The organism is Amycolatopsis sp. lyj-84, from assembly GCF_046549075.1.
Classification (GTDB): Bacteria; Actinomycetota; Actinomycetes; order Mycobacteriales; family Pseudonocardiaceae; genus Amycolatopsis.
On sequence record NZ_JAJPWO010000011.1, the window covers coordinates 69,737 to 89,957 of the forward strand.

The 20,221-nt window shown below is 69.4% G+C and carries 22 protein-coding genes; 11 read left to right on the top strand and 11 right to left on the bottom strand.

Translation table 11 applies throughout. From position 1 onward, the window contains the following. Positions 1–23 precede the first annotated feature (23 nt). Positions 24–371: a helix-turn-helix domain-containing protein gene (locus ACLJRM_RS30015; protein WP_101608942.1), complete on the top strand. Its 348-nt coding sequence runs from the start codon at positions 24–26 to the stop codon at positions 369–371. An 8-nt stretch (positions 372–379) separates the two neighbouring features. On the opposite strand, the gene ACLJRM_RS30020 is transcribed toward ACLJRM_RS30015, so the two are convergent. Genes ACLJRM_RS30020 through ACLJRM_RS30030 form a run of 3 tightly spaced genes read right to left on the bottom strand, consistent with a single transcriptional unit; the run spans position 380 to position 2,885 of the window. Beyond that, positions 380–970, bottom strand: coding sequence for a ClpP family protease (locus ACLJRM_RS30020; RefSeq protein WP_410664967.1), 591 nt, complete (start codon positions 968–970; stop codon positions 380–382). Beyond that, positions 967–1,593, bottom strand: a complete 627-nt coding sequence (locus ACLJRM_RS30025) for a ClpP family protease (protein WP_101608940.1) — start codon at positions 1,591–1,593, stop codon at positions 967–969. The genes ACLJRM_RS30020 and ACLJRM_RS30025 overlap by 4 nt, the downstream gene beginning before the upstream one ends. Positions 1,594–1,649: 56 nt before the next feature. Then, positions 1,650–2,885, bottom strand: a complete 1,236-nt coding sequence (locus tag ACLJRM_RS30030; RefSeq protein ID WP_410664968.1) for a serine/threonine-protein kinase — start codon at positions 2,883–2,885, stop codon at positions 1,650–1,652. A 117-nt stretch (positions 2,886–3,002) separates the two neighbouring features. Here ACLJRM_RS30030 and ACLJRM_RS30035 point away from each other — a divergent pair, with 117 nt between their 5' ends. Further along, entirely contained in the window at positions 3,003–4,565 is a 1,563-nt protein-coding gene (locus ACLJRM_RS30035) for a PucR family transcriptional regulator (protein WP_101608938.1), read from the top strand. On the opposite strand, the gene ACLJRM_RS30040 is transcribed toward ACLJRM_RS30035, so the two are convergent. From ACLJRM_RS30040 to ACLJRM_RS30050, 3 genes are read right to left on the bottom strand one after another with little or no spacing between them, the layout of a single operon-like run. Next, positions 4,553–5,422 (bottom strand): polysaccharide deacetylase family protein, encoded by an 870-nt coding sequence (locus tag ACLJRM_RS30040; protein WP_410664969.1) that lies wholly within the window; start codon positions 5,420–5,422, stop codon positions 4,553–4,555. The two genes, ACLJRM_RS30035 and ACLJRM_RS30040, sit on opposite strands and share 13 nt — an antisense overlap. Then, on the bottom strand, positions 5,419–6,546 hold the full coding sequence (locus ACLJRM_RS30045) for a tRNA-dihydrouridine synthase (RefSeq protein WP_101608936.1): 1,128 nt from the start codon (positions 6,544–6,546) through the stop codon (positions 5,419–5,421). Before ACLJRM_RS30045 ends, ACLJRM_RS30040 begins: the two co-directional genes overlap by 4 nt. Continuing rightward, positions 6,543–7,148, bottom strand: coding sequence for a DUF1989 domain-containing protein (locus tag ACLJRM_RS30050; RefSeq protein WP_410664970.1), 606 nt, complete (start codon positions 7,146–7,148; stop codon positions 6,543–6,545). The genes ACLJRM_RS30045 and ACLJRM_RS30050 overlap by 4 nt, the downstream gene beginning before the upstream one ends. A gap of 138 nt (positions 7,149–7,286) precedes the next feature. Between ACLJRM_RS30050 and ACLJRM_RS30055 the strand changes: the two genes are divergently transcribed. From ACLJRM_RS30055 to fahA, 3 genes are all read left to right on the top strand, one after another. Further along, positions 7,287–7,820, top strand: a complete 534-nt coding sequence (locus ACLJRM_RS30055; RefSeq protein WP_101608934.1) for a MarR family winged helix-turn-helix transcriptional regulator — start codon at positions 7,287–7,289, stop codon at positions 7,818–7,820. A 169-nt stretch (positions 7,821–7,989) separates the two neighbouring features. After that, the gene (locus ACLJRM_RS30060) at positions 7,990–8,835 is read left to right on the top strand and encodes a hypothetical protein (protein WP_410664971.1); all 846 of its coding nucleotides are present in this window, start codon (positions 7,990–7,992) and stop codon (positions 8,833–8,835) included. Next, on the top strand, positions 8,832–10,007 hold the full coding sequence (gene fahA, locus ACLJRM_RS30065) for a fumarylacetoacetase (protein ID WP_101608932.1): 1,176 nt from the start codon (positions 8,832–8,834) through the stop codon (positions 10,005–10,007). Before ACLJRM_RS30060 ends, fahA begins: the two co-directional genes overlap by 4 nt. Positions 10,008–10,016: 9 nt before the next feature. Here fahA and ACLJRM_RS30070 read toward each other — a convergent pair whose 3' ends face one another. Together ACLJRM_RS30070 and ACLJRM_RS30075 are read right to left on the bottom strand one after the other, a co-directional pair. After that, entirely contained in the window at positions 10,017–10,733 is a 717-nt protein-coding gene (locus tag ACLJRM_RS30070; RefSeq protein WP_101613310.1) for an ANTAR domain-containing protein, read from the bottom strand. Positions 10,734–10,811: 78 nt separating this feature from the next. Beyond that, positions 10,812–11,234, bottom strand: coding sequence for a DUF6292 family protein (locus tag ACLJRM_RS30075; protein WP_101608931.1), 423 nt, complete (start codon positions 11,232–11,234; stop codon positions 10,812–10,814). 174 nt (positions 11,235–11,408) lie between these two features. Here ACLJRM_RS30075 and ACLJRM_RS30080 point away from each other — a divergent pair, with 174 nt between their 5' ends. From ACLJRM_RS30080 to ACLJRM_RS30095, 4 genes are all read left to right on the top strand, one after another. After that, positions 11,409–11,873, top strand: coding sequence for a hypothetical protein (locus tag ACLJRM_RS30080; RefSeq protein ID WP_410664972.1), 465 nt, complete (start codon positions 11,409–11,411; stop codon positions 11,871–11,873). Between the two features lie 20 nt (positions 11,874–11,893). Then, positions 11,894–12,442 (top strand): GNAT family N-acetyltransferase, encoded by a 549-nt coding sequence (locus ACLJRM_RS30085; RefSeq protein WP_410664973.1) that lies wholly within the window; start codon positions 11,894–11,896, stop codon positions 12,440–12,442. Between the two features lie 87 nt (positions 12,443–12,529). Further along, entirely contained in the window at positions 12,530–13,369 is an 840-nt protein-coding gene (locus ACLJRM_RS30090; protein WP_101608927.1) for a pentapeptide repeat-containing protein, read from the top strand. A gap of 69 nt (positions 13,370–13,438) precedes the next feature. After that, positions 13,439–14,308, top strand: a complete 870-nt coding sequence (locus ACLJRM_RS30095; protein ID WP_410664974.1) for an aminoglycoside phosphotransferase family protein — start codon at positions 13,439–13,441, stop codon at positions 14,306–14,308. A 9-nt stretch (positions 14,309–14,317) separates the two neighbouring features. Here ACLJRM_RS30095 and ACLJRM_RS30100 read toward each other — a convergent pair whose 3' ends face one another. The 3 genes from ACLJRM_RS30100 to ACLJRM_RS30110 are packed head-to-tail and all read right to left on the bottom strand — an operon-like array spanning position 14,318 to position 16,673. Next, positions 14,318–14,554: a hypothetical protein gene (locus ACLJRM_RS30100; RefSeq protein ID WP_410664975.1), complete on the bottom strand. Its 237-nt coding sequence runs from the start codon at positions 14,552–14,554 to the stop codon at positions 14,318–14,320. 56 nt (positions 14,555–14,610) lie between these two features. Further along, the gene (locus ACLJRM_RS30105; RefSeq protein WP_410664976.1) at positions 14,611–15,453 is read right to left on the bottom strand and encodes a hypothetical protein; all 843 of its coding nucleotides are present in this window, start codon (positions 15,451–15,453) and stop codon (positions 14,611–14,613) included. A 20-nt stretch (positions 15,454–15,473) separates the two neighbouring features. Beyond that, positions 15,474–16,673 carry a cytochrome P450 gene (locus ACLJRM_RS30110; protein WP_101608924.1) on the bottom strand — a complete coding sequence of 400 codons (1,200 nt, stop codon included), beginning with the start codon at positions 16,671–16,673 and terminating at the stop codon, positions 15,474–15,476. A gap of 100 nt (positions 16,674–16,773) precedes the next feature. On the opposite strand from ACLJRM_RS30110, the gene ACLJRM_RS30115 reads away from it, so the two are divergent. Continuing rightward, positions 16,774–17,433 (top strand): TetR/AcrR family transcriptional regulator, encoded by a 660-nt coding sequence (locus ACLJRM_RS30115; protein ID WP_233224218.1) that lies wholly within the window; start codon positions 16,774–16,776, stop codon positions 17,431–17,433. Positions 17,434–18,041: 608 nt separating this feature from the next. Beyond that, positions 18,042–20,192: a putative bifunctional diguanylate cyclase/phosphodiesterase gene (locus ACLJRM_RS30120; RefSeq protein ID WP_410664977.1), complete on the top strand. Its 2,151-nt coding sequence runs from the start codon at positions 18,042–18,044 to the stop codon at positions 20,190–20,192. Positions 20,193–20,221 lie beyond the last annotated feature (29 nt).

A 20,221-nucleotide genomic window follows, 5' to 3' on the forward strand; every position in this document is an offset into this window, starting at 1 on the left:
GGCCCGAATGTCACGATGACCGTATGGCGGACATCCTCCCTTTCCACCCGAAGCGCGCCTCCACCGCGGACAGCGAGCCGGAACCGCTGTGGCGTGACGTGCTGGGCCGGAGCCTGCGCGCGGCGAGGGAAGAACAGGGCGGCCGTCTCATCGACGTCGCGGAACGCGCCGGCATCTCGCCGCAGTACCTCTCGGAGATCGAGCGCGGCCGCAAGGAGCCTTCCAGCGAAATGATCGCCGCGGTCACCGGCGCGCTCGGGATCGACCTGGCGGATCTCCTCTTCGGTATCGCGGGCACGGTCCGGCGGGGCGGCGGCACGGGCCTCGCGGTCGGCCGCCGTCCGTCGGGACCCGTGCTGATGGCCGCCTAGAACACGGCTCAGGCCCGGCTGTCGAGGACCTGGTCCGCGAGCCCGTAGGCGACGGCGCCCGCCGCGTCGAACACGCGGTCCCGGTCGGTGTCGTGCCGGAGATCCGAGACGGCGCGGCCGGTGTGCGTGGAAAGGATCTCCTCCAGCTGCGTCCGCACGCGCACGACCTCGTCGGCCTGGAGGATGAGGTCCGGGATGGTGCCGCGACCCTGCGCGGCCGGCTGGTGCAGCACCACGCGGGTGTGGGGCAGCACGAACCGGTGCCCGGCCTCGCCCGCGGCCAGCAGGATGGCGCCCGCGGCCACGGCCTGCCCGACGCAGGTCGTCGCCACCGGCGCCTTGATGAAGCGCATGGTGTCGTACAACGCGAGCATCGCCGACGGATCGCCGCCCTCGGTGTTGATGTAGAGGTTGATCTCCTGCTCGGGGTTGTCCGCCTCCAGGTAGAGCAGCTGCGTGATCAGCGCGTTCGCCACGCCGGAGTCGATCGCGGTCCCGAGGTAGATGATCCGCTCGGACAGCAGATGCGAGTAGACGTCCATGATCCGCTCGCCCGCGGGACTGCGGGAGATGACGTTGGGGATGGTGTAGGTGCTCATGCGCCGGCACCCCTTTCCGAGCCGAGGCCGAGTCTGTGGGTGCGCACGGGAACGACCTGGTCGAGGCTCTCGACGACGTGGTCGATGAAGCCGTATTCGCGGGCCTGCCCGGTGGTGAACCAGCGGTCGTGCAGGGAATCGGCGAAGATCCGGTCGATGGGCTGGCCGGTGTCTTCGGCGATGAGGCCGAGCACGGTGTCGCGCGTGTAGCGCAGATCGTCCGCCTGCACCTCCACTTCGACGGCCGAGCCGCCGATGCCCGCCGAACCCTGGTGCATCAGGATCCGCGCGTGCGGCAGGGCGAACCGTTTGCCCGGGGTGCCCGCGGAGAGCAGGAACTGCCCCGCGCTGCACGCCAGGCCCAGCGCGAGGGTGGCGACATCGCACGGCACGAGGCGCATGACGTCGCGGATGGCCAGCATCGAAGGGACCGAGCCACCCGGCGAGTGGATCCACAACGCGATGTCCTTGCGGGGATCCTCGCTCGCCAGCGACAGCAGCTGGGTGGTGAGCACCGTCCCGTTGTCGTCGTCGAGCGGGCCGTCGAGGACCAGGACACGCTGGCTGAAGAACCGTTCCCGGAGTCGTTGGTCGAAGAGTGGTTGCTTCTCGTGGTCGGTCATGCCCCGACCATGCCGCCGGGGACCCGTCGTCCGCCGGTTTCTCTGCTGTGAGCGGATCAGCCCACAGCAGGGCGGTCCACTGTGGATCGCCGGACCGGCACGAACCATACGGCGATCGTCAGGACGACGGCGAAGACGAGGATGAGGAGATCGACGGTGAAACCGGGCTGGACCGGAAGGCCGAGGTGGATCCGATCGTCGCCGACGAAGGTCAGCAGACAGGTCGAGATCAGCGTCAGCAGCGCGGAGACACTGAGCATGATCTGCCCCGCCCGGACCCTGGCGAGCAGGCTCGCGCCACCTGCCACCGCGGCCACTCCGGCAAGGACCAGGCTGAAGTCTCCCACCATGATCGACAGCTCCGAGAACTCGAAGAAGTAGTACGCCTGGTGCATCAGCATCGCGTTCGTGAGCAGGGCGAAGCCGAGCACCATGCCCGCCACCCCCGCCAGGACCGCGAACACCGAAGGCATGGCGATTCCGGGGGAAGGCGGACGCGGCGCGGGGGTTTCGACACCGCTCGCGGCTTGTGCCAGGAGCGGGAGCGCGTGGTCCGGCAGCATGCGCGCTTGCGGCGCTTTCGCCACCAGCCCGCGGATGACGTCCGCCAGCGGCCCGTGCGTCCGGTGGAACGGCGGCTGTTCGTTGACGACGGCGTACAGCGTGGCCGCGATGTTCACCCGGTGGAAAGGATTCACGCCTTCGCTCGCGCTGAGCAGTGTCACGCCGAGCGACCAGAGATCCGAGTGGGGAGTGCCTTCGTGGCCCGCGATCCGTTCGGGGGCGAGGAAGGCGGGTGAACCGGACGGGTCGAGGGCGCCGGCGATCCCGAAGCCGGTCAGCTTCACCGTGCCGTCGGGGCACACCAGGATGTTCGCGGGCCGGACGTCCCCGTGCACGACGCCCGCCGTATGCGCGGCGGCGAGCGCGCCGAGCGCCTGCCTGCCGATGTCGGCGACGAATCGCGGCGGCAGCGGGCCGGAGGACGCCACGTCTTCCAGAGTCCGCGCTTCGACGAGGTCCATCACGAGGTACGGCACCCCGTCCGTCACGACGACGTCGAGCACGGGCACCACCGACGGGTGATCCACCGCGACACCGGCCTCACGCTGAAGCCGTTCCACGACGACCGCGCGGGCGGTCTCGTCCAGTGGGGGAAGAACCAGTTCCTTGATCGCGACCTGACGGCCGTCGGTGCCGTCTTCCCCACGCCACAGCACGGCCGCCCCGTCGCCGCCCAGCTTCTCGAGCAGGGTGTAGCGCTCGGCGATCGTTCGTGAAACTGCCGTCACAGTGGGTCTCCTCGAATCCTGAAGGGTCTCCGAGGCACGCTAATCAGCGATCATGAAAAACCGATGAAATGGCGGATCATCCATAGCGACCCAGCTTCACTGGATATATTCACAGTCATGCTGAGCTTGGCGGCGCTGGTCGAGGACCCCGATCTCGAACTGCGGGTGGTCGTCCCCGGCCGCGACGGGGCACTGGCCGAGCAGGTGCTGTGGGTGCACAACACCGAGCTGCCCGATCCCGCGCCGTACGTGCGGGAACACGAGGTCGTGCTGACCAACGGCCTGTGGCTGGACCGCACCGGCCCGGCGGACTTCGTCGCGCGGGTGGTCCGCGCGGGAGCGGCGGGGATCATCTTCGGCCTTCGCGTCGAGCAGCGTGACACTCCGCCGGAGCTCGCCGAGGCGTGCCGGGAAGCCGGACTGCCCCTGCTGGAGATCTCGGTGGCGGTGCCGTTCACGGCGGTCACCCGCGCGGCGGCGGCGATCCAGGCCAGGGGCAGGCAGAACGCGCTGATGTCGTTGGTGCGCCGAGGAGACGAGCTGACCTCGGCGCTGTCGAGGGGCGCCGGAGCTTCCGGGGTACTCGAGGTCCTCCGCCGCGAACACGAGCTGCCGCTGGCGGTCGTCGACCGGATGGGCCGGGAGCTGGCGGCCGCCGGTGCCGAGCTGGACGCCGGCCAGTCGCGTGCAGCGGCGGAGGCCCTGGCCAGGCGTCCGCCGCCACTGGAAGCGGACCTCGGAGCGGGGACGCGGGCGGCGCTGTTCCCGGTCGGCGCGATCGGCGACGCGGACGCCGTGCTGCTCTGCCTGCGTCCCGCGGCCGAGCTGACGCAGGGGGAGCGGGACGCGCTGGAGCAGACCGCCCGCTACCTCAGCCTGGAGGTCGCCCGGCACCAGGCGGTGCAGGCCATCGAGATGCGGTTCGCCGTCGAGCTGCTGGACATGGTGCTCTCCGGTGCGCAGCGCGCCGCAGAGGTGCCCGGCAGGTTGCGGGCCTTCGGCGTCGACCCGGACGGGCCGCTGGCGGTGCTCGCGCTGGCGTTCGCGGGCGACGACGCCACCGCGACCCTGCCGGGGATGGCGGAGGCCGTGACGGACTTCCTGCTGGCGGACGGCCTGCCCGCGGTCGTGGCGGCGGGCAGCCGGGACGTCGTGGCGGTGCTGCCCTGGCGGTCGGGAACGCATGCGCCCGCCGCGCTCGCACCCCGGCTGGCGGCCGCGGTGTCGCATCGGTTCTCCGGCGCGCGCGTGGTCGTCGGGCTGGCCGATCCCGTGTCCGGCGCGGCCGAACTGCGCGCGCCGTTGTCGCGCAGCCGCGAAGCCTGCCGCGTGCTCCGCGGCAGGCGCGGCGGACCGGTGGCGGCGAGTTTCGCCGAGCTGGGCAGCTACCGGCTGCTGCTGGAGTCGCACGACGAGCAGTGGCGGCACACTTTCGCCGACGCCTTGCTCGGCCCGCTGCGCGAGCACGACAGAGCCCGCGACGGCGACCTGGAGACGACCCTGCGGGCGTTCCTCGACCACGACGGCCAATGGGCGGCCACCGCCGCGGCCCTGTTCGTGCATGTCAACACCTTGCGCAACCGGCTGGCGAAGGTCACCGAGCTGACCGGCCGCGACGTCGGGCGGACCGCGGACCGGGTCGACCTGTTCCTGGCTTTGGAAGCTGGTCAGTCCGGATAGACCGCAGGATCGACTTCGAGGCGCCGCAAGGGTTCCGAAGGCAAGGCCGGGTCGGCGAGCGCCGCGGCCGCCACGTCCCGGCACCGGGCGAACCGGACGTCACCGAGGCCGAGCCCGAACTCGACGAGCTCGCGCACGGCGGCCAGCCGTCCCGGCCTGCCCGACAGGAACGGGTGCAGGCACAGGTTGAACAGGCAGCGGTAGCGGCGCATCGCGTCCAGTTCCGCGCGCCACATCTCCAGCACCCGCACCGGAGAGGTGATCACCGATCCGATCTGAGGCGCGGGAAGGAACGCGTACTGCTCCCAGTCGTCGAGTGACCAGTGCACGGGAAGCTCGGCGATCCGGCCCGCGCCGGTTTCGATCAGGTAGGGCCGGTCGTCGGCCATCAGTGACGAGTCGTAGCTCAGCCCGTGCTCGGCCACCAGACCTGGAGTGTCCCAAGTGGACTCCCAGCCCGCCGCCCGGTGCCCGCTGATCTCGATGCCCTGGCTCGCGAAGACCGCCATGCCCCGCTCGAAATCGGCTCGCTGCTCCGCGACGGTCATCGTCGTCGGCGGCCGGTGGCTGTAGGAGTGGTGCGCCACCTCGTGCCCCCGTTCGACGATCTCGGCGGCCAGGCCGGGCCGCTGTTCGGCGACCCAGCCCGGGACGAAGAACGTCGCCGGTACGGCCAGTTCGTCGAGCAGGCCGAGGATGCGCGGCACCCCGACCCGGGGCCCGTACGCCTGATGGGACATGGTCGACAGGTGATCCGCGTAGCCCCGCCCTCGCGCGAGGATCGGGGATTCCGCGTCCACGTCGAAGGTCAGGGTCGCCACCGCGGCCGCGCCGCCGTGCCAGCTTGGTTCCGTCACGCTTGCCGACTCTCCCGCCAGCGGCGCGAGTTCGCCACCGTGACGGTCGGGGAGACCATCGCCCGGTCGAATTCTTCCAGCGGTTCCGCCGCCGCGACGCGGGCGGGCAGATCGGGGTTGGCGAGCGCGCCGTGCCCGAGTGAGAGCAGGTCGGCGTGCCCGCCGGCCAGCACCTCGCGTGCCTGCTCGAGGTCGTGCATCCCGCCGTTGGCGATCACCGGCAGACCGGTGACCCGCCGGGCGAGGGCGGTGATGGTGCCGCCGTCGGGCAGCTTCGCCGTCTCCAGCCAGTTCCGGCCCTCGCTGGCGATGTGGAGGAAGTTCGCGCCCGCCTCGGCGACAGCGGCGAAGATCACCTCGGCGTCTTCGCGGCCGCCTGGCCAGCGATAGGTGAAGTCGTTGACCTTCGTCTGGGACAGCCGCACCCCGGTCAGCAGATCGGGCACGGCTTCGGCGACGGCGGTCACGACGCGAGCGGTCAGCCGGATCCGATGCGCGACCGGGCCGCCGTACTCGTCGGTGCGCTGATTGGTGTAGTCGGTGAGGAACTGGTCCAGCAGATAACCGTTGGCGGCGTGCACCTCGACGCCGTCGAACCCGGCCAGGCGGGCACGCACGGCCGCGGCGGCGAACCCCTCGACGAGGTCGTCGATCTCGGCGACGGTCAGCTCCCGGGGTACCGGCCACGGCCCGGAACCGCCGTACGCGGGCATCATCTCCCGGAGCGGCTGGACGGCCGACGGGCCGACGGTGTGGTCCTGGTGCGGATTTCCCTGGGAGAGCGCCCCGGCGTGCATGAGCTGGGCGATCATCCGCCCGCCCGCCGCGCGCACTCCGGCGGTGACGACGCGCCAGCCCGCGACGTGCTCGTCACTCGCGAGACCAGGCTGGTTGAGATAGCCCTGGCTGGCCGCCGTGTCGGGGTAGGTGCCCTCGCTGAACACCAGGCCGAACCCGCCGCGGGCGAACTCGGCGTAGTAGTCGGCCATTTCGCCGGTCGGGGTGCCGTCGGGCCGCGCCGAGACGCGGGTCATCGGGGCGACGGCGTAGCGGTTGCGCAGCGCGAGACCGCCGAGAGTGATCGGGGCCAGCGCGGGGTGGGCGTGGCCGACGGTGGTGGTCATGACGGGTTTCCTCCATTGTGGACGATTTCGATGGCGAGCGGGGAAAGTCCGGCGTCGCTGATTCGCACGAGATCCTGCGGGCAGGCGGAGACCACGACGACGCAGTCCATTTCGGCCCGCAGGGTCACCGCGTCGCCTGGCCGCGAAGAGGCGGTCAGCCAGCTGAGCCGTCCTGCCTCGCCGACCGGGATGCGCATGAAGACGTTGATCGGCTGAGGAGTCGGACCGGTGAAGCCCAGGCCGGTTTCCTGCAGCGCTTCGAGCAGGTTCGTCGCGCAGGACCGGTGACCGGGGGCTCCCAGCGCGGCGTAGCGGGCCGGGTCGCAGGCCGGGATGAGCATGTCGTGCTCACCGGGGGAGGTGTCCTCGACCAGGGTCAGGATCGGGCGGCGCCGGTCGGTCACGAAGGACTCGCCGACGGCGGGGAACAGCCTGTCGTTCGCGGCGCGGGTGTGCGCCGCGCTGTGGTGCTCGTTCCCGCTGCCGGTGAACGCGAACACGTCGCCGACCTGGCCTCCGTCGACGTCGATCACCCGCACCAGGTCTCCCGCGGTCACCCGGACGGCCTTGGCGGTCCCCGGGGGCACTTCCGTTCTGCTCATGCCTTCAGCCAACAGGTGATCGCGGTGCGCCCGCCATGGAGGAATGTCCATGATTACGCTTGATCGATGGACGAATCTCCAAGGGCGGAACTGCTTTCGACTTTGACCATTTTCGAGGTCCGGGGTTAGTGTTCGGCGATGGAAGACGTGGACGCGGCCGGGCGGGACTTCTGGTCGTTCGTGGCACTGGCGAACCGGCGGCTCGCGCAGGAGTACGGCTTCCGGCATCAGCTGGCGACCGAGGTGCTGCTGACCCTCAACCGTGCCTCCGACCTGGTGACCTACGACCTCGAAGCCGCGGTGCACCGGCCGCGTGGCCGGTCCTGGTCGGCGTTCCGGCTGCTGTTCGTGGTCTGGCTCGCCGGGCCGCTCGAACCGACGAGCGCGGCCCGGCTGACCGGGATGAGCCGGGCGGCGGTGTCGAACCTGGTCAAGACACTGGTCGCGGAGGGGATGCTCCACCGGGCCCCCGACGAGCGGGACGGCCGTTCGGTGCAGCTGTCGCTGACCGAGGCCGGGCAAGAGGAGATGGTCTCGGTCTTCCGCGAGCACAACGAGCGCGAGTTCGGCTGGACGAACGCGCTGACCGAGACCGAACAGCGCATCCTCGTGATGCTGCTGGGGAAACTGATCACGAGCCGCGAGGAGTTCGGCGCCCGGAGCCGCAACTAGGGGCTGAAGGACGCTTTCACCGCGTGCCATGCGGGGAAAGCGCCCTTCGCCGCGTCGGATGCGGGGAAAGTCCCCTTCAGCTCCATCGGCCCTTCCCGTCACCCGGAAGACCGGACTACGCTGCCCGAAGAGTAGTAAAAGTGTGAACTAAATCGGCGAGGAGGGGACCATGGTGGACGTCGGGCGGATTCCCCCGCTCTTCGCCGGGTTGTGCGACGACGCCGCAGTGTTCCCGCCGGGCCTGGCCCCGCTGCCGGACGCCGTCGTGGCGCACGACGAGCACGTCTCCGCCTGGTACTCCGGCCTCGTCGGACCGCTGGTGGTCGCCGCCACCGCGCTCGACGACCTCGCCGAGGTCCTGCGTGAGCGGGTCACCCCGCTTCCGATCGCGGTGACGCTGCCGGGTGGCCCCGCGCAGCTCGACGGCGTGCTCAAGGCCGTCGACGCGCTGCCGGTGCGTCTCGACGCGCTCGAAATCGCCGTCCCGGACGGAATGGGGCCGGACGAGCTGCTCGCCGCGATTTCCGGTGCCACCGCGCCGGTCTACGTCGAGATCCCGCGTGACGACCGGCGACTCCCGTTGCTGACCGCCCTTTCCGGCACCGGCCACCGCGCGAAGTTCCGCACCGGCGGTGTCCGTGCCGAGCTGTACCCCGGCGAAGCCGAACTCGCCGCCGCCGTCCGGGCGGCCGCCGGGGCCGGTGTCCCGTTCAAGGCCACCGCCGGGCTGCACCACGCGCTCCGCAACACCGATCCGGAAACCGGCTTCGAACAGCACGGATTCCTGAACCTGCTACTGGCCACCGACGCCGTCCTCCACGCCGACGGCGACCCCGAAGCCCTGCTCGCCGAGCGGGACGGCGCCGTCGTCGCCGACCGCCTCCGGGCGCTGGACGCGGATCGTGCCGCCGCCGCCCGCACGGGCTTCACGTCGTTCGGCACCTGCAGCATCACCGACCCCCTGACCGAACTGGCCGGACTCGGCCTGCTCGCGACGCCCCGAGGAGAGGCATGACCACGATCGACATCCCCGCGGATTCCCTGTTCGGGATCGGCAACCTGCCCTACGGCGTGTTCTCCGTCGACGGCGATTCCCCCCGCGTCGGCGTCCGTGTCGGCGACTCGGTCCTCGACCTGGCCGCGGCGCTCGGTGACGACGTCTTCGCCGCGCCGACGCTGAACCCGTTCATGGCACAGGGATACGACCGCTGGGTGGCCGTCCGGGAGCGGATCCGCGAGCTGATCACCGGCGAGATCCCCGACGGCGCGGTCCATCCCGTCGCGCGGGTGACCCTGCACCTGCCGATCGAGGTCGCGGACTACGTCGACTTCTACGCCTCCGAACACCACGCTTCGAACGTCGGCAGGCTGTTCCGCCCCGACGCGGAACCGTTGCTGCCCAACTGGAAACACCTCCCGGTCGGCTACCACGGACGCTCCGGCACGGTCCTGGTCTCCGGCACGGACGTCGTGCGCCCGAGCGGCCAGCGCAAGACCCCGGCCGACGTCGCGCCGGTGTTCGGGCCGAGCACGCGGCTGGACATCGAAGCGGAGATGGGTTTCGTCGTCGGCACCGGAACCCCGCTGAACACCCCGATCTCCCCGGATTCCTTCTCCCGCCACGTTTTCGGCGCGGTCCTGCTCAACGACTGGTCTGCCCGCGACATCCAGGCGTGGGAATACGTCCCGCTGGGCCCGCACCTCGGCAAGAGCTTCGCGACCTCGATCTCCCCTTGGGTGGTCCCGATCCTGGCGCTGGAGGCCGCGCGGATCCCGCTGCCGGGACAGACGGATCCCTTGCCGCTGCCCTATTTGCAGGAGCGGAAACCGTGGGGCCTCGACATCGACCTGGTCATCGAATGGAACGGCGAGGAGGTCAGCCGTCCGCCCTTCCGCGAGATGTACTGGTCGCCCGCCCAGATGCTCGCGCACCTGACGGTCAACGGCGCTTCGTCGCGCACTGGAGACCTCTACGGATCCGGGACGATCTCCGGACCGGAGAAGCACCAGCGCGGCGCTTTCCTCGAATTGTCCTGGGGCGGCAAGGAACCGCTCACGGTCAAGGGGGAGGAGCGCACGTTCCTGCTCGACGGTGACGAGGTCGTGATCACCGGGACCGCACCCGGCGCGGACGGCGCGCGGATCGGGTTCGGCGAGGTGCGGGGCCGCGTGCTGCCCGCGAAGTGACCGGGTCGCTCACTCCTGGGGCGACTCGAGGCGCAACTGCCGGTTGAGCACCGCTCGCGCGACTTCGGTCACCGGAATCCGGTGGCTGAAGGCGTGGGCGCGCAACCGAACCAAGGCGTCTTCGAGGCTGATCCGGAGCTCGGTGGCCAGCATTCCGGTCGCGACGTTCACGTCGTCGTAGTGACCCGCGACGTCGGGCCGCGCCCAGCGCGCGTGCGCGGCTTCCCCGCCGTTGCTGTCGGTCAGCAGCGCGGTGGTGGCGATGGTGGCCAGCGCGAGCGCGTCGCCCAAGCCCTCCCGGCTCAGCGTCCCGGGTTCGCGGCGGTAGAGATCCAGGGTGCCGAGCCGGAGCGCGCCGACCCCCAGCGGGAAGGCGAACGCCGCGCCGACCCCACTCGCCGCGGCGCCGTCGGCGAATCCGGGCCAGCGCTGCTCGTCGACGGCGAGTTCGTCGACCAGTACGGGATCGCCGACGGTGAAGGCTTCGACCCCGGGGCCTTCGCCGACCGTGTACTGCAACTCCTCCAGAGACGTGGCCCAAGGTCCGTTCGCGGCGACCAGCTCTTGGTCGTGATCCCGCAATCGCAGGGAGACCGCCGCCCCGTCGACGTCGAGCTCCTCGACGGCGACCGCGCAGACCACGCCGACCCATCCGGTGTCCGGAGCGCGATCCGCCCCGTGGTCGATGACGAGCCGCCACAACCGCTCCCGGCGCCGACCGTCCACCGTCGCCACCTCCGTTCCGCTGACTCCGGCCTCATCATCACCCACCGGAACCTGGGGCCGCAGCGCGGAACGAGACGATCACCCACCCCGAGGAAAGGCGGGCTTCGGGTAGGCCGCCAGCCGGTGCGCCAAATCCGCCCCGCCGTCGAACAGGGGCGGCGGCTCGGGGCGCGGCGAGCGTTCGCCCGAGAGCAGCCCCTGGGCGAACTCGGCCACGACCCGGGGCGCGGGGAGTGGCTCGGCGGTGAGGTAACCGGCGACGACGAGCTCCTCGCCGGCGTGCGTCTCGATGGTCAATGCCCATCCGTGTCGTTCCGTCCAGAGCAGCGCCACATCGCGGTCCGGCCGGTCGGGAAGCCGCCGTTCCAAGGCGATGTACGCGCTCGCCGTCGGTTCGGCCTGCGTGTAGAACGCTTCGCCTTGCAGGCCCAGCTCCTCGTTCACCAGGCGCACATACCGCTGGAGGCCCTGCAGGGCCGCTTCTCCGAAGTTCGTTTCCATCCGATCGCCACCTCACGGTCGGTGTACTGGATGTCCGGAAACGCACCGGTTCAAACAGACTCGACGAAGACAGTGGAGCGATCTTCGCCGAACATGACACGCGGAGCGTTGTCACCTCATAGGATCTGTCCGGCCAGACGTCTCGATCCCCGGCGAGAGTTATGGAAGGCGCGCATGTCCCCCTTGGCGTACACGAGCATCGAAGCCATCCCGCGAGTGTTGCTGCTCGTGGTCGGGCTGCTTGGCCTGATCTTTTCGATCAAAGGACGCTCCAGGGGTGTCTCCGGCCTGATGGTGGGCGCCTTCGCGGTCCTGCTCCTCACGACGGTCGCGAGCATCGTGTGGCAGTTCGTGGTGGCGAACCTCTCGTCCTGGGCCGGCGAACTCACCGCCGACGAGATCCGCCTGGTCTTCATGGGCGTCGGCATCCCACTCGAACTCGCCTCGCTGCTTTCCTGGCTCCTGGTCGCGATCGCGGTCGTCAAGCACGGCCTTCAGCACCTGCGCCCCGCCGCACCGCAGTCCGGCCCTTCCGGATATCCGATGGGCGCACAGCCGGGGTTCCCTGCTCCGCAACCCGGTTACGCTCAGCCCGGCCAGCCGCAGCCCACCCCTCCGGTTCAGCAGCCGCCGAGCTAGCGTGCGCTAGGTTGCCTGCCATGACCGATCTCGGCTCTGTCGCCTGGCCGCCGGCTCCGATCGAGACCGAGCGGCTCGTGCTCCGCGAGTCCGAGGCGCGGGATCGTGCGGTGTTCATCGACTTGTTCGCCTCGCCCGAAGTGGGCACTTACATCGGTGGTCCTCAATCGCGTGAGGAGCTCGAGCGCACGCGACCTGAGATTCCAGGACGGCGTCCCGGCTTGTTCGTGGTCGAACTCGACGGTGCGATGATCGGCATGATCACGCTCGATCAGCGTGCCGCGGAGCGCCCCGGGCACGTCCGCCCGGACGCGGGGGAGTCGGAGCTCGGCTACCTCTTCCTGCCGCAGGCGTGGGGACACGGATACGCCGCCGAGGCCTGCGCGGCGGCGCTCGGCTGGTTCGCCGACGCGGTTCCCGGTCAGCCGGTGGTGCTCTGCACCCAGACCGCCAACGACCGCTCGGTGCGTGTCGCGGAGAAACTGGGTTTCGCCGAAGTGGAGCGATTCGAGGAATATGGCGCCGAGCAGTGGTTCGGAGTCTGGTATCCAGTCCCGCCGCCCAGCTAGCTTGTAGCGCGTCCACGGAGACATCCGATCGAGTGCCACCCGGCCCCATCGTCCACATCCGGCAAGGACTTCGGCAGAATCGAACGAGTGCCGCTCACTTCGAAGCATCGATCTCCACACAGGATCGCCGGAATTCGACGACCGCGATCCCGGCGACGTCCGGCACGTGGCTTCTCCAGGCTGCTGGGCTGGGATGGCTGGCTCAAACTGGGTTCACTGCTCACGGCTGTCGCCGCCGTCGCGGCCCTGTGGTTCACCGCTCAATCCCTGCGGACCACTCAGAATCAGGTCGCGCTTTCCGAGCAAGGTCAGCTCACCGACCGATTCGGCAAAGCCGTCGAGCAAATCGGGTCGGACAAACTCGACGTGAGACTGGGCGGGATTTACGCCCTCGAACGGCTTGCCCGCGATTCACGCCGCGATCACCCCACCATCATGGAAGTCCTCACCGGCTTCATCCGCGGTCACGCCCCCAGTACCTCTTGTCCCGAACCGACTCCTGACTATCAACCGCCGACCGATATCCAAGCCGCCATCACCGTCATCGGCCGTCGCACCGTCGACCACGACATCGATGTCCTGAACCTGGCGCGCACCTGCCTGGCCAAGGCCGACCTCGAGGAGAGCGCGCTCGCGTCCGCCCACCTCTCGGGCGCCAACCTCGCCGAAGCGGCGCTCGTGCGCGCGAACCTGAGCGGCGCGAACCTCCGCGGCGTCCGGCTCGACGGCGCGACACTCCACATGGCCGCCCTCGTCCAGGCACGACTTCCCCGCGCGAGCCTGGACACCACCGATCTCTCCCACGCCGACCTCACCGACGCCAGCCTCGACCAGGCCGACCTCACCAACGCCGATTTCACCAACGCGAAACTCGTGCGAACCGATTTCCGGGGAGCGATCCTGACCGAGGTACGCGGACTGAAGTGAAACCTGGTTGATCACCTTGCGAGGCCATGACACTCTGCCGACAGTTAAGACCTACCCAAGGAGCTGTTCTTGACCGTCGAGACGACCCCGGCGATCGACGCCGCGCTGGCGAGGCGTCTGGTCGATACGCAGTTCCCTCAGTGGGCCGAGTTGCCGCTGTTTCCGTTCACCCCGGCCGGATCGGACCACGTGATCTACCGGCTGGGCGAGGACCTGTCCGTCCGGATCCCTCGCCATGCAGGTGCGATCACGCAGGCGAGGAAGGAAGCCGAGTGGTTGCCGCGGCTCGCCCCGCACCTGCCCTTGGCGGTCCCCGTACCGGTGGAGGTGGGAGAGCCGGACTTCGGCTATCCGTGGCAGTGGGCGGTATCGCGCTGGTTGGACGGCGAGGTGGCGACCGTCGATACTCTCTCCGGTTCGCACGAGGCCGCCGTCGCACTGGCCGAGTTCCTGACCGCACTCCACCGGTTCGACGCCGAAACGACCGAGGACCTCACCGGTCAGCCACTGTCCACACGGGACACGGCGACCCGATCCGCCATCACGAAAGCCGGTGACGCCTTCGACACCGCGGCGATGGGCGAGTTGTGGGAAGCGGCGCTCGCCGCCCCTGACCGGGACCGTCCACCGGTGTGGTTCCACGGCGACTTCCACACCGGCAACCTGCTGACGACCCAGGGCCGCCTCAGCGCTGTCATCGACTTCGGCGAACTCGGAATGGGCGATCCGGCCCGCGACCTGATCATCGCCTTCACCCTCATGTCGGCCGAAACGCGAGCCACCTTCCGCGCCACGCTCGACGTGGACGACGCCACCTGGACCCGCGGTCGCGGATGGGCCCTGGCCACCGGGTTGAACGCCTACATTTGTTACGCCGCAGTCAATCCGCGCGTCGCCGCACAGACGACCCGCCAGATCGCCCAAGCCCTCGCCGGCTGAACCCGCCCGCTATTCGGGGCGGGTGAACAACGGATGCACCACGTTCGTCAGGTAATTCGGAGCGATTCGCGGTGCGCTGGCGGGCTCGTCGGCCGTGTAGGCCCCGACCGGGCGGCCGTCGGAGTCCTCCACCTCGATCCTTTCCGGGATGGCGGTACCGCCCGACACGATCAGGACCGGGCGGCCCTCCCGGTACTCCAACGTCAGGGGGCCCGTCTCAGGCTGCGGCAGTTCCTTGATCACCATCTGAAGCAACCTACTGCCGGTGGACCAGGGCTGCCATGCGCCAAGGCCGGATTCACCTACCCCGGCGGTCGTCCTGCCGGGGAAAGCGCCCCGCGCGGTGCGGCGGCGTCCGCCGTCCCCAGGCATCGGCCCCCGTCGAACAGCCCCAGTTCGTAGTGCACGGTGTGCTCGTCGTGTCCGCCGACGGCGATCCCGATGTCGTAGTTGCCGGGGTAAAGGACCTCGCCGAGGTAGTTCGCCTCGTATCGCCAGGGGAGATACCGAGGGAGCTTCTTGACGGCGCTGTCTCCCAGGAGACCCTGTGCGTGGGACGCGATCGCCTCGTCGTAAAACCCGAGCTGGGCGATGTAGTTGACGTGCCGGTTGAGATCGACGTCCCCGACGCGGGCGCGGACAGCGGACGTGGCGGGGTAGTGGTCCCGTTCGCGGCGGCGTGGATCGGGTTTCGCCGCGGCCGCCGCACCTGATTCCGGCAGCCGCAGCTCCTCGAGATCGGCGAGCAGAACGTCCGGTAAGGCAAGCGGCCCGGACCTGTCGGCGAGCACGATGGTGGCGTCGGCCGTGGCGACGAGCTGTCCGTCGGCGAACATGCCCTGACCGTAGGTGTAGGAGGTCCGGCCGATCGTCCGGATCCCGGTGCCGATCCGGACGGTCGCGCCGGTCGCGCCGAACGCCGCTCGCCGTTCGACCCGCTGGCCGACGAACAGGATGTGGAAGGGCCCGAACCCGCCGTCGGCCACGAGCTTTTCGAAGCGGGAGAAGCGAAGAAGGACCCGGGGATACTCGAACAGGCGCGCCAGTGCCACCGTGCTCGTCGTGCCGTCCGGTGCGAGGTCGCCGAACCGTTGCACCACTTGCCGGTGGTCGGGAAAGGCGGACGGCTGTCCGTCGATGGTCAACGTCGTTCCTTTCGGAATGATCACCAGGTCACGTGCAGGGAACGCAGGCCGTGGATCAGCGCGCGGTCCTTGAAATCGGGTGCCGCGGCGGGATCGGCGAGGCGCAAGCCGGGGAACCGCCGCAGCAACGCCGGAAGTGCCAGCTGTAGTTCGAGACGGGCCAACGTCGCGCCGAGACAGTGGTGGATACCGTGACCGAAGGCGACATGCGGGCAGCGGGCGCGAGTGACGTCGAGGGTGTCCCCGTCAGCCAGCAACGCCGGATCACGGTTGGCCGCGGGCAGCGAGGTCACCACGTGTTCGCCACGCCGCACCGGATGCCCGCCGATCGTGGTGTCCTCGACGGCCACCCGGACGAAGCCGGCGTGCAGGACCGAGGTGAAGCGCAGCAGCTCCTCGACAGCGTCTTCGACCGCGCTCGGATCGTCGCGGACGAGCGCGAGCTGACCGGGGTGGCGCAGCAACGCGAGAGTTCCGAGCGAAATCACGTTCGCCGTGGTCTCGTGGCCGGCGATCAGCAGCAGATCCGCCAGGCCCACCAGCTCGTCATCGGAAAGCGCGCCCGCGCCGTTCTCGCGGAGCAACAGGCTCAGCAGGTCGTCTCCCGGATTCTCCCGGTGCCGCGCGACCAGCGTGCGCATGTAGGCGGCAGCTTCGGCGTCCAGCCGCAGCCGTTCCCGCGGGTCCATGGTCGTGTCGAAGAGCCGGTTGCTGCGCGCGCCGAACTCGGCCCGGTCGGCGTAGGGCACCCCGAGCAGTTCGCAGATCACCAGTGAAGGCACGGGAAGCGCGAACACGGAAACCAGATCCGCGGCCGGACCGGCGGCCTCCATCGCGTCGAGGCACGCGTCGACGATCGCCTGGATCCGCGGAGCCATCGCCTGTGCACGCCGGGCCGTGAACGTCGCGGTCAGCAGCCGTCGCAGGCGGGTGTGCTCGGGCGGATCCAGCATCAGCAGCCGCCCCGCGCGACGTCGCTTCATCTGCTCGTCGTCCACGCCCGCCGCGGCCAGACCGGGCGACGGGCCGATCGCGTCGAGCCGCAGGCGTTCCGCGTCGCCGTGCACTGCCCGGACATCGGCATAGCGGCTGAAGAGGGTGGCCTCGTGTCCCAACGGCGACCGCACCCGGTACACCTCGCCGTCGTCGCGTCGGCTCCGCACGCCCGGGTCGATGTCGAACCCGTTCCGCAGGGCGGCCAGCTCGTGCAGTTCGGTCATGGCCTCATCGAACCACGTTGCACGCACCGCGTGCAACGTTGCGTGCAACGCCGCTTTCGTCAGCTGCGGAGTGCTCGCTCCGCTGGTCTAAGCTGCTGCCATGCGTCAGCGGTGGAGCGAACAGACCATCCTGGATGCCGCCGTGGAGCTGATCTCCCGCTCCGCGGGGGACGACGTGTTCAGCATGCGCAAACTGGCCGCCGAGCTGGGGACCGACTCCTCCAGCCTGTACCGCCACTTCCGCAACCGCACCGAACTGATGCTCGCGGTCGTGGACCACGTGCTGGTCCAGGCCATGCACGGTTACCAGCGGCAGGGAACCTGGCGTGCCCGGCTCGTCGACCTGATCCTGCGCTCATGGGACGCCTACGCCGCGCTGCCGCAGCTCGCGAAGGACGCCAGCCACTACCCGGGCAGCGGACCCGGCAGCCGGCTGGTGATCGAGGAGACCCTGCAGGCCCTCGACGACGCCGGGGTTCCCGAGGAACTCGTCCCGGAGTGGTATCACCGCCTGGTGACCTTGTCCGTGTCCCTGATCTCCGCGCACGCGGCCGGCCGATCCAGCGGCCCTGCAGAACGGAAGCGGAGACTGGAAACCTTCCGCGTGACCACCCTGGGCGCAGACCCGGCGGACTTTCCCGCGCTGGCCCGCTACGGTCGCCGCATCGAACCCGTCGGCTTCACCCGTGAGAGTTTCCTTGCCGCCGTGGAGCTGGTGCTGGACGCGGTGCCGGCGCGCCAAGAACGAAGCCGTACCTAGCGCTTCGCGGCATGCGAGGGTTTCGACCGTGAATTGACAGCGGCTTTCGACGTCATTGAAGAATCTTTCGGAAACGCGATTTCCGACGCTGACAACGATGGGCGTTCGGTTTCTGTCGAAGATGATGACTTTCGAGGTCGGTTCCCTGGGGCGAGGACGCGATTCACCAACTTCGGGCCCGTCGGGAAATATCTCCAGCACCCTATCGGTTGATGCGCCGTCACACCGATGGACCAGCCGCGACTCGGCGGTAGCGAGTAGGCTTTTCGCCTCACGGCGAACGAGCCACGTGGTGACGGCGCCATGAAGAACCAGGACGGGGTTCCTCCGGGAAATCGGCATGACGAGGCCGGATGACGCCCGAAAACGCGACTATCCACCGGGGGCGCGCACATTTCCAAGTTGATCGGGACGCCGCGGAGCAGGCCGAGCAGGCGATATTTCGGGAAATTCCGAAATCGATTCGCATATATACGGTGGCGTCGCCAGGAAGATCCGCTAGAGCATCACCCTATGGTGGGCTTGCCGTACCCTGACCGGTTTCGGGCGAAAAGCCGAATCGGCGCGAACGGCCGGTCGAGGACACGGAGATCAAGGGGTCGATCGTCATGACCAGGCCACTACCTTCCGGCGGGCAGGAGCGGCCTGCCGGAACGCAGCCTCTCGCGTCGCGGCGGGAACGCGTCAAGGTCGCGCGGAAATGGGCCTATCTCGTCAGTAGCACCACTTATCTCCCCTTGTCGCACGACCAGATCGAACGAGAGTTGCTCGGCCTGCTCGATCGGCTGCTCGAGGCGGTGGCCGGGGACCGGCCCGCGACCGAGAGCGCGGCGGAGGTCGGCGCTGAGCTCGTTCGGCTGCACTGTGTCGGCAAGACGAGCCTGCAGTGCACGGTGGATGTGCTCGCCGCCGCCTTGCTGGCGCCGGCGGATTCAGGCTCCGCCGATCGGCTACCGGAACGCGTCGCCAGGTTGCTCGGTGCGCTGGCGTCCGGTTACGTGGAAGCGATCCGTTCCGCGGCCGTCGAGCAGCGGGACACGAGTGACCAGGCTTTGCTCAACGCGGTCCGGGAGTCGCAGCGTGAGTGGCGGGCCAGTGAAGCCCAGCTGGACGAGATCTTCCTCGGTTCGCCGAGTGGGATCGCGGTCACCGGGCTCGAGGGCCAACTCATCCGTACGAATCTTGCCCTGCACCGGATTCTGGACCGGGCGTCGAGCGAGGTCGACGGCGGCACCCTGTTCGACTTCGTGCAAGAGGCGGATCGGCAGCTCCTGAAGGACGGCTACCGCGATCTCCGGGACGGAAAGATCGACCGGCTGCGATCACGCCCGCGCTTCGTCACCAAGGACGGCGACCCGTTTCAGGCCACGCTGATCGCTTCGCTCCTGCGCGATTCGCACGGCTACGTGACGATCGTGACCGACGACGCGGAGCTGGCGCTCCTGCAGAACCAGCTGCGACACCAGTTGTTGCATGACATGCTCACCGGTCTGCCGAACCGGCAGTTCTTCAGCACGCACCTCGAGCACGTGCTGCACCTGCCGAATCCGGCGACGCTGTACCACGTGGATCTCGACGGGTTGTCGTTGGTCACCGATGGTCTCGGCAGGAAGGCGGGAGACAGCCTGCTGCGGACCGCCGCGGACCGGCTCAGGTCCGTGGTGGCGGGGGAGAACGCGATGGTCGCGCGGTTCGAGAGCGGCAAGTTCGGCATTCTGATCGAGAAGTCGGCGAGCACGCCGGACATCGTCACGATGATCGAGCGGATCAACGAGACGCTGTCGGAGCCGGTCTACATCGACGGGAAGGGCCTGGCGGTGACGGCGAGTTTCGGCGTGGTCGAAGACCTTCCCCGCAACGTCGAACCAGCCGAGTTGTTGCGTTCGGCGGATCTGGCGATGCGGCGGGCCAAGAGCAAGGGACCTGGCCGGTGGGAGCGCTACGACCCGGTATGGGACAACCGAACCAGGGAGTCCATCGGCCTGGTGGCCGCCATGCCCGGCGCCTGGGAGAACGGCGAGCTGGGCATCGGTTACGAGCCGCTGGTACGTCTGGCCGACGGCGAGATCGTCGGGGCCGAGGCGCGGCTGAGGTGGGAACATCCGGAACTGGGACTACTGCCGAAGGAACGGTATCTCGAACTCGCCGAGCGAACCGCGCTGATCGGTGCGCTCGGCGCGTGGCTGGTCAAGCGTGGCTGGACCGACAAGGTCGCGGGCGGCGGCGCGGGCATGCCGCTGCTGGTACCGCTCACACCGAACCAGCTGGCCGATCCTCGACTGGCCGGGACGATCCGGGGAATTCTCGACAGTGTCGCGCCGGCCCCCGACCGGTTGTGGCTCGGCCTGCCGGCCGGGGCACTGCTCGTGGCCGGGCACGAGATCGTCGACAACACGCGCTTGCTCGCCGACCTGGGGATCGCAGTGGTACTGCACGACTTCGGCGTGACGCCAGGCGAGCTGGCGTTACTGGAAGACCTTCCGGTACACGCCATACGCCTCGACTCTCGTCTCATGTGGCAAGCCGTCGACAAGGAATCGATGGTCCTCGCTGGGGCGAAGACCATGATCGCGCTGGTTCGTCAGGCCGGGATCACCGTACTCGCCGGTGATCTCGAAACCAGCGCGCAGGCACGATGGTGGCAGCGAGCGGGAGCCGAGCTGGGAATGGGCCCGCTGTTCACCGGCGACGAGGGACCGGCGACCGACATCGGATCCCTCATCGGCGGTGGACGGGCCGGTCCGCTTCAGGGCCGGTGAGCCTCAATGTCCTTAATGGACAGTTGTCT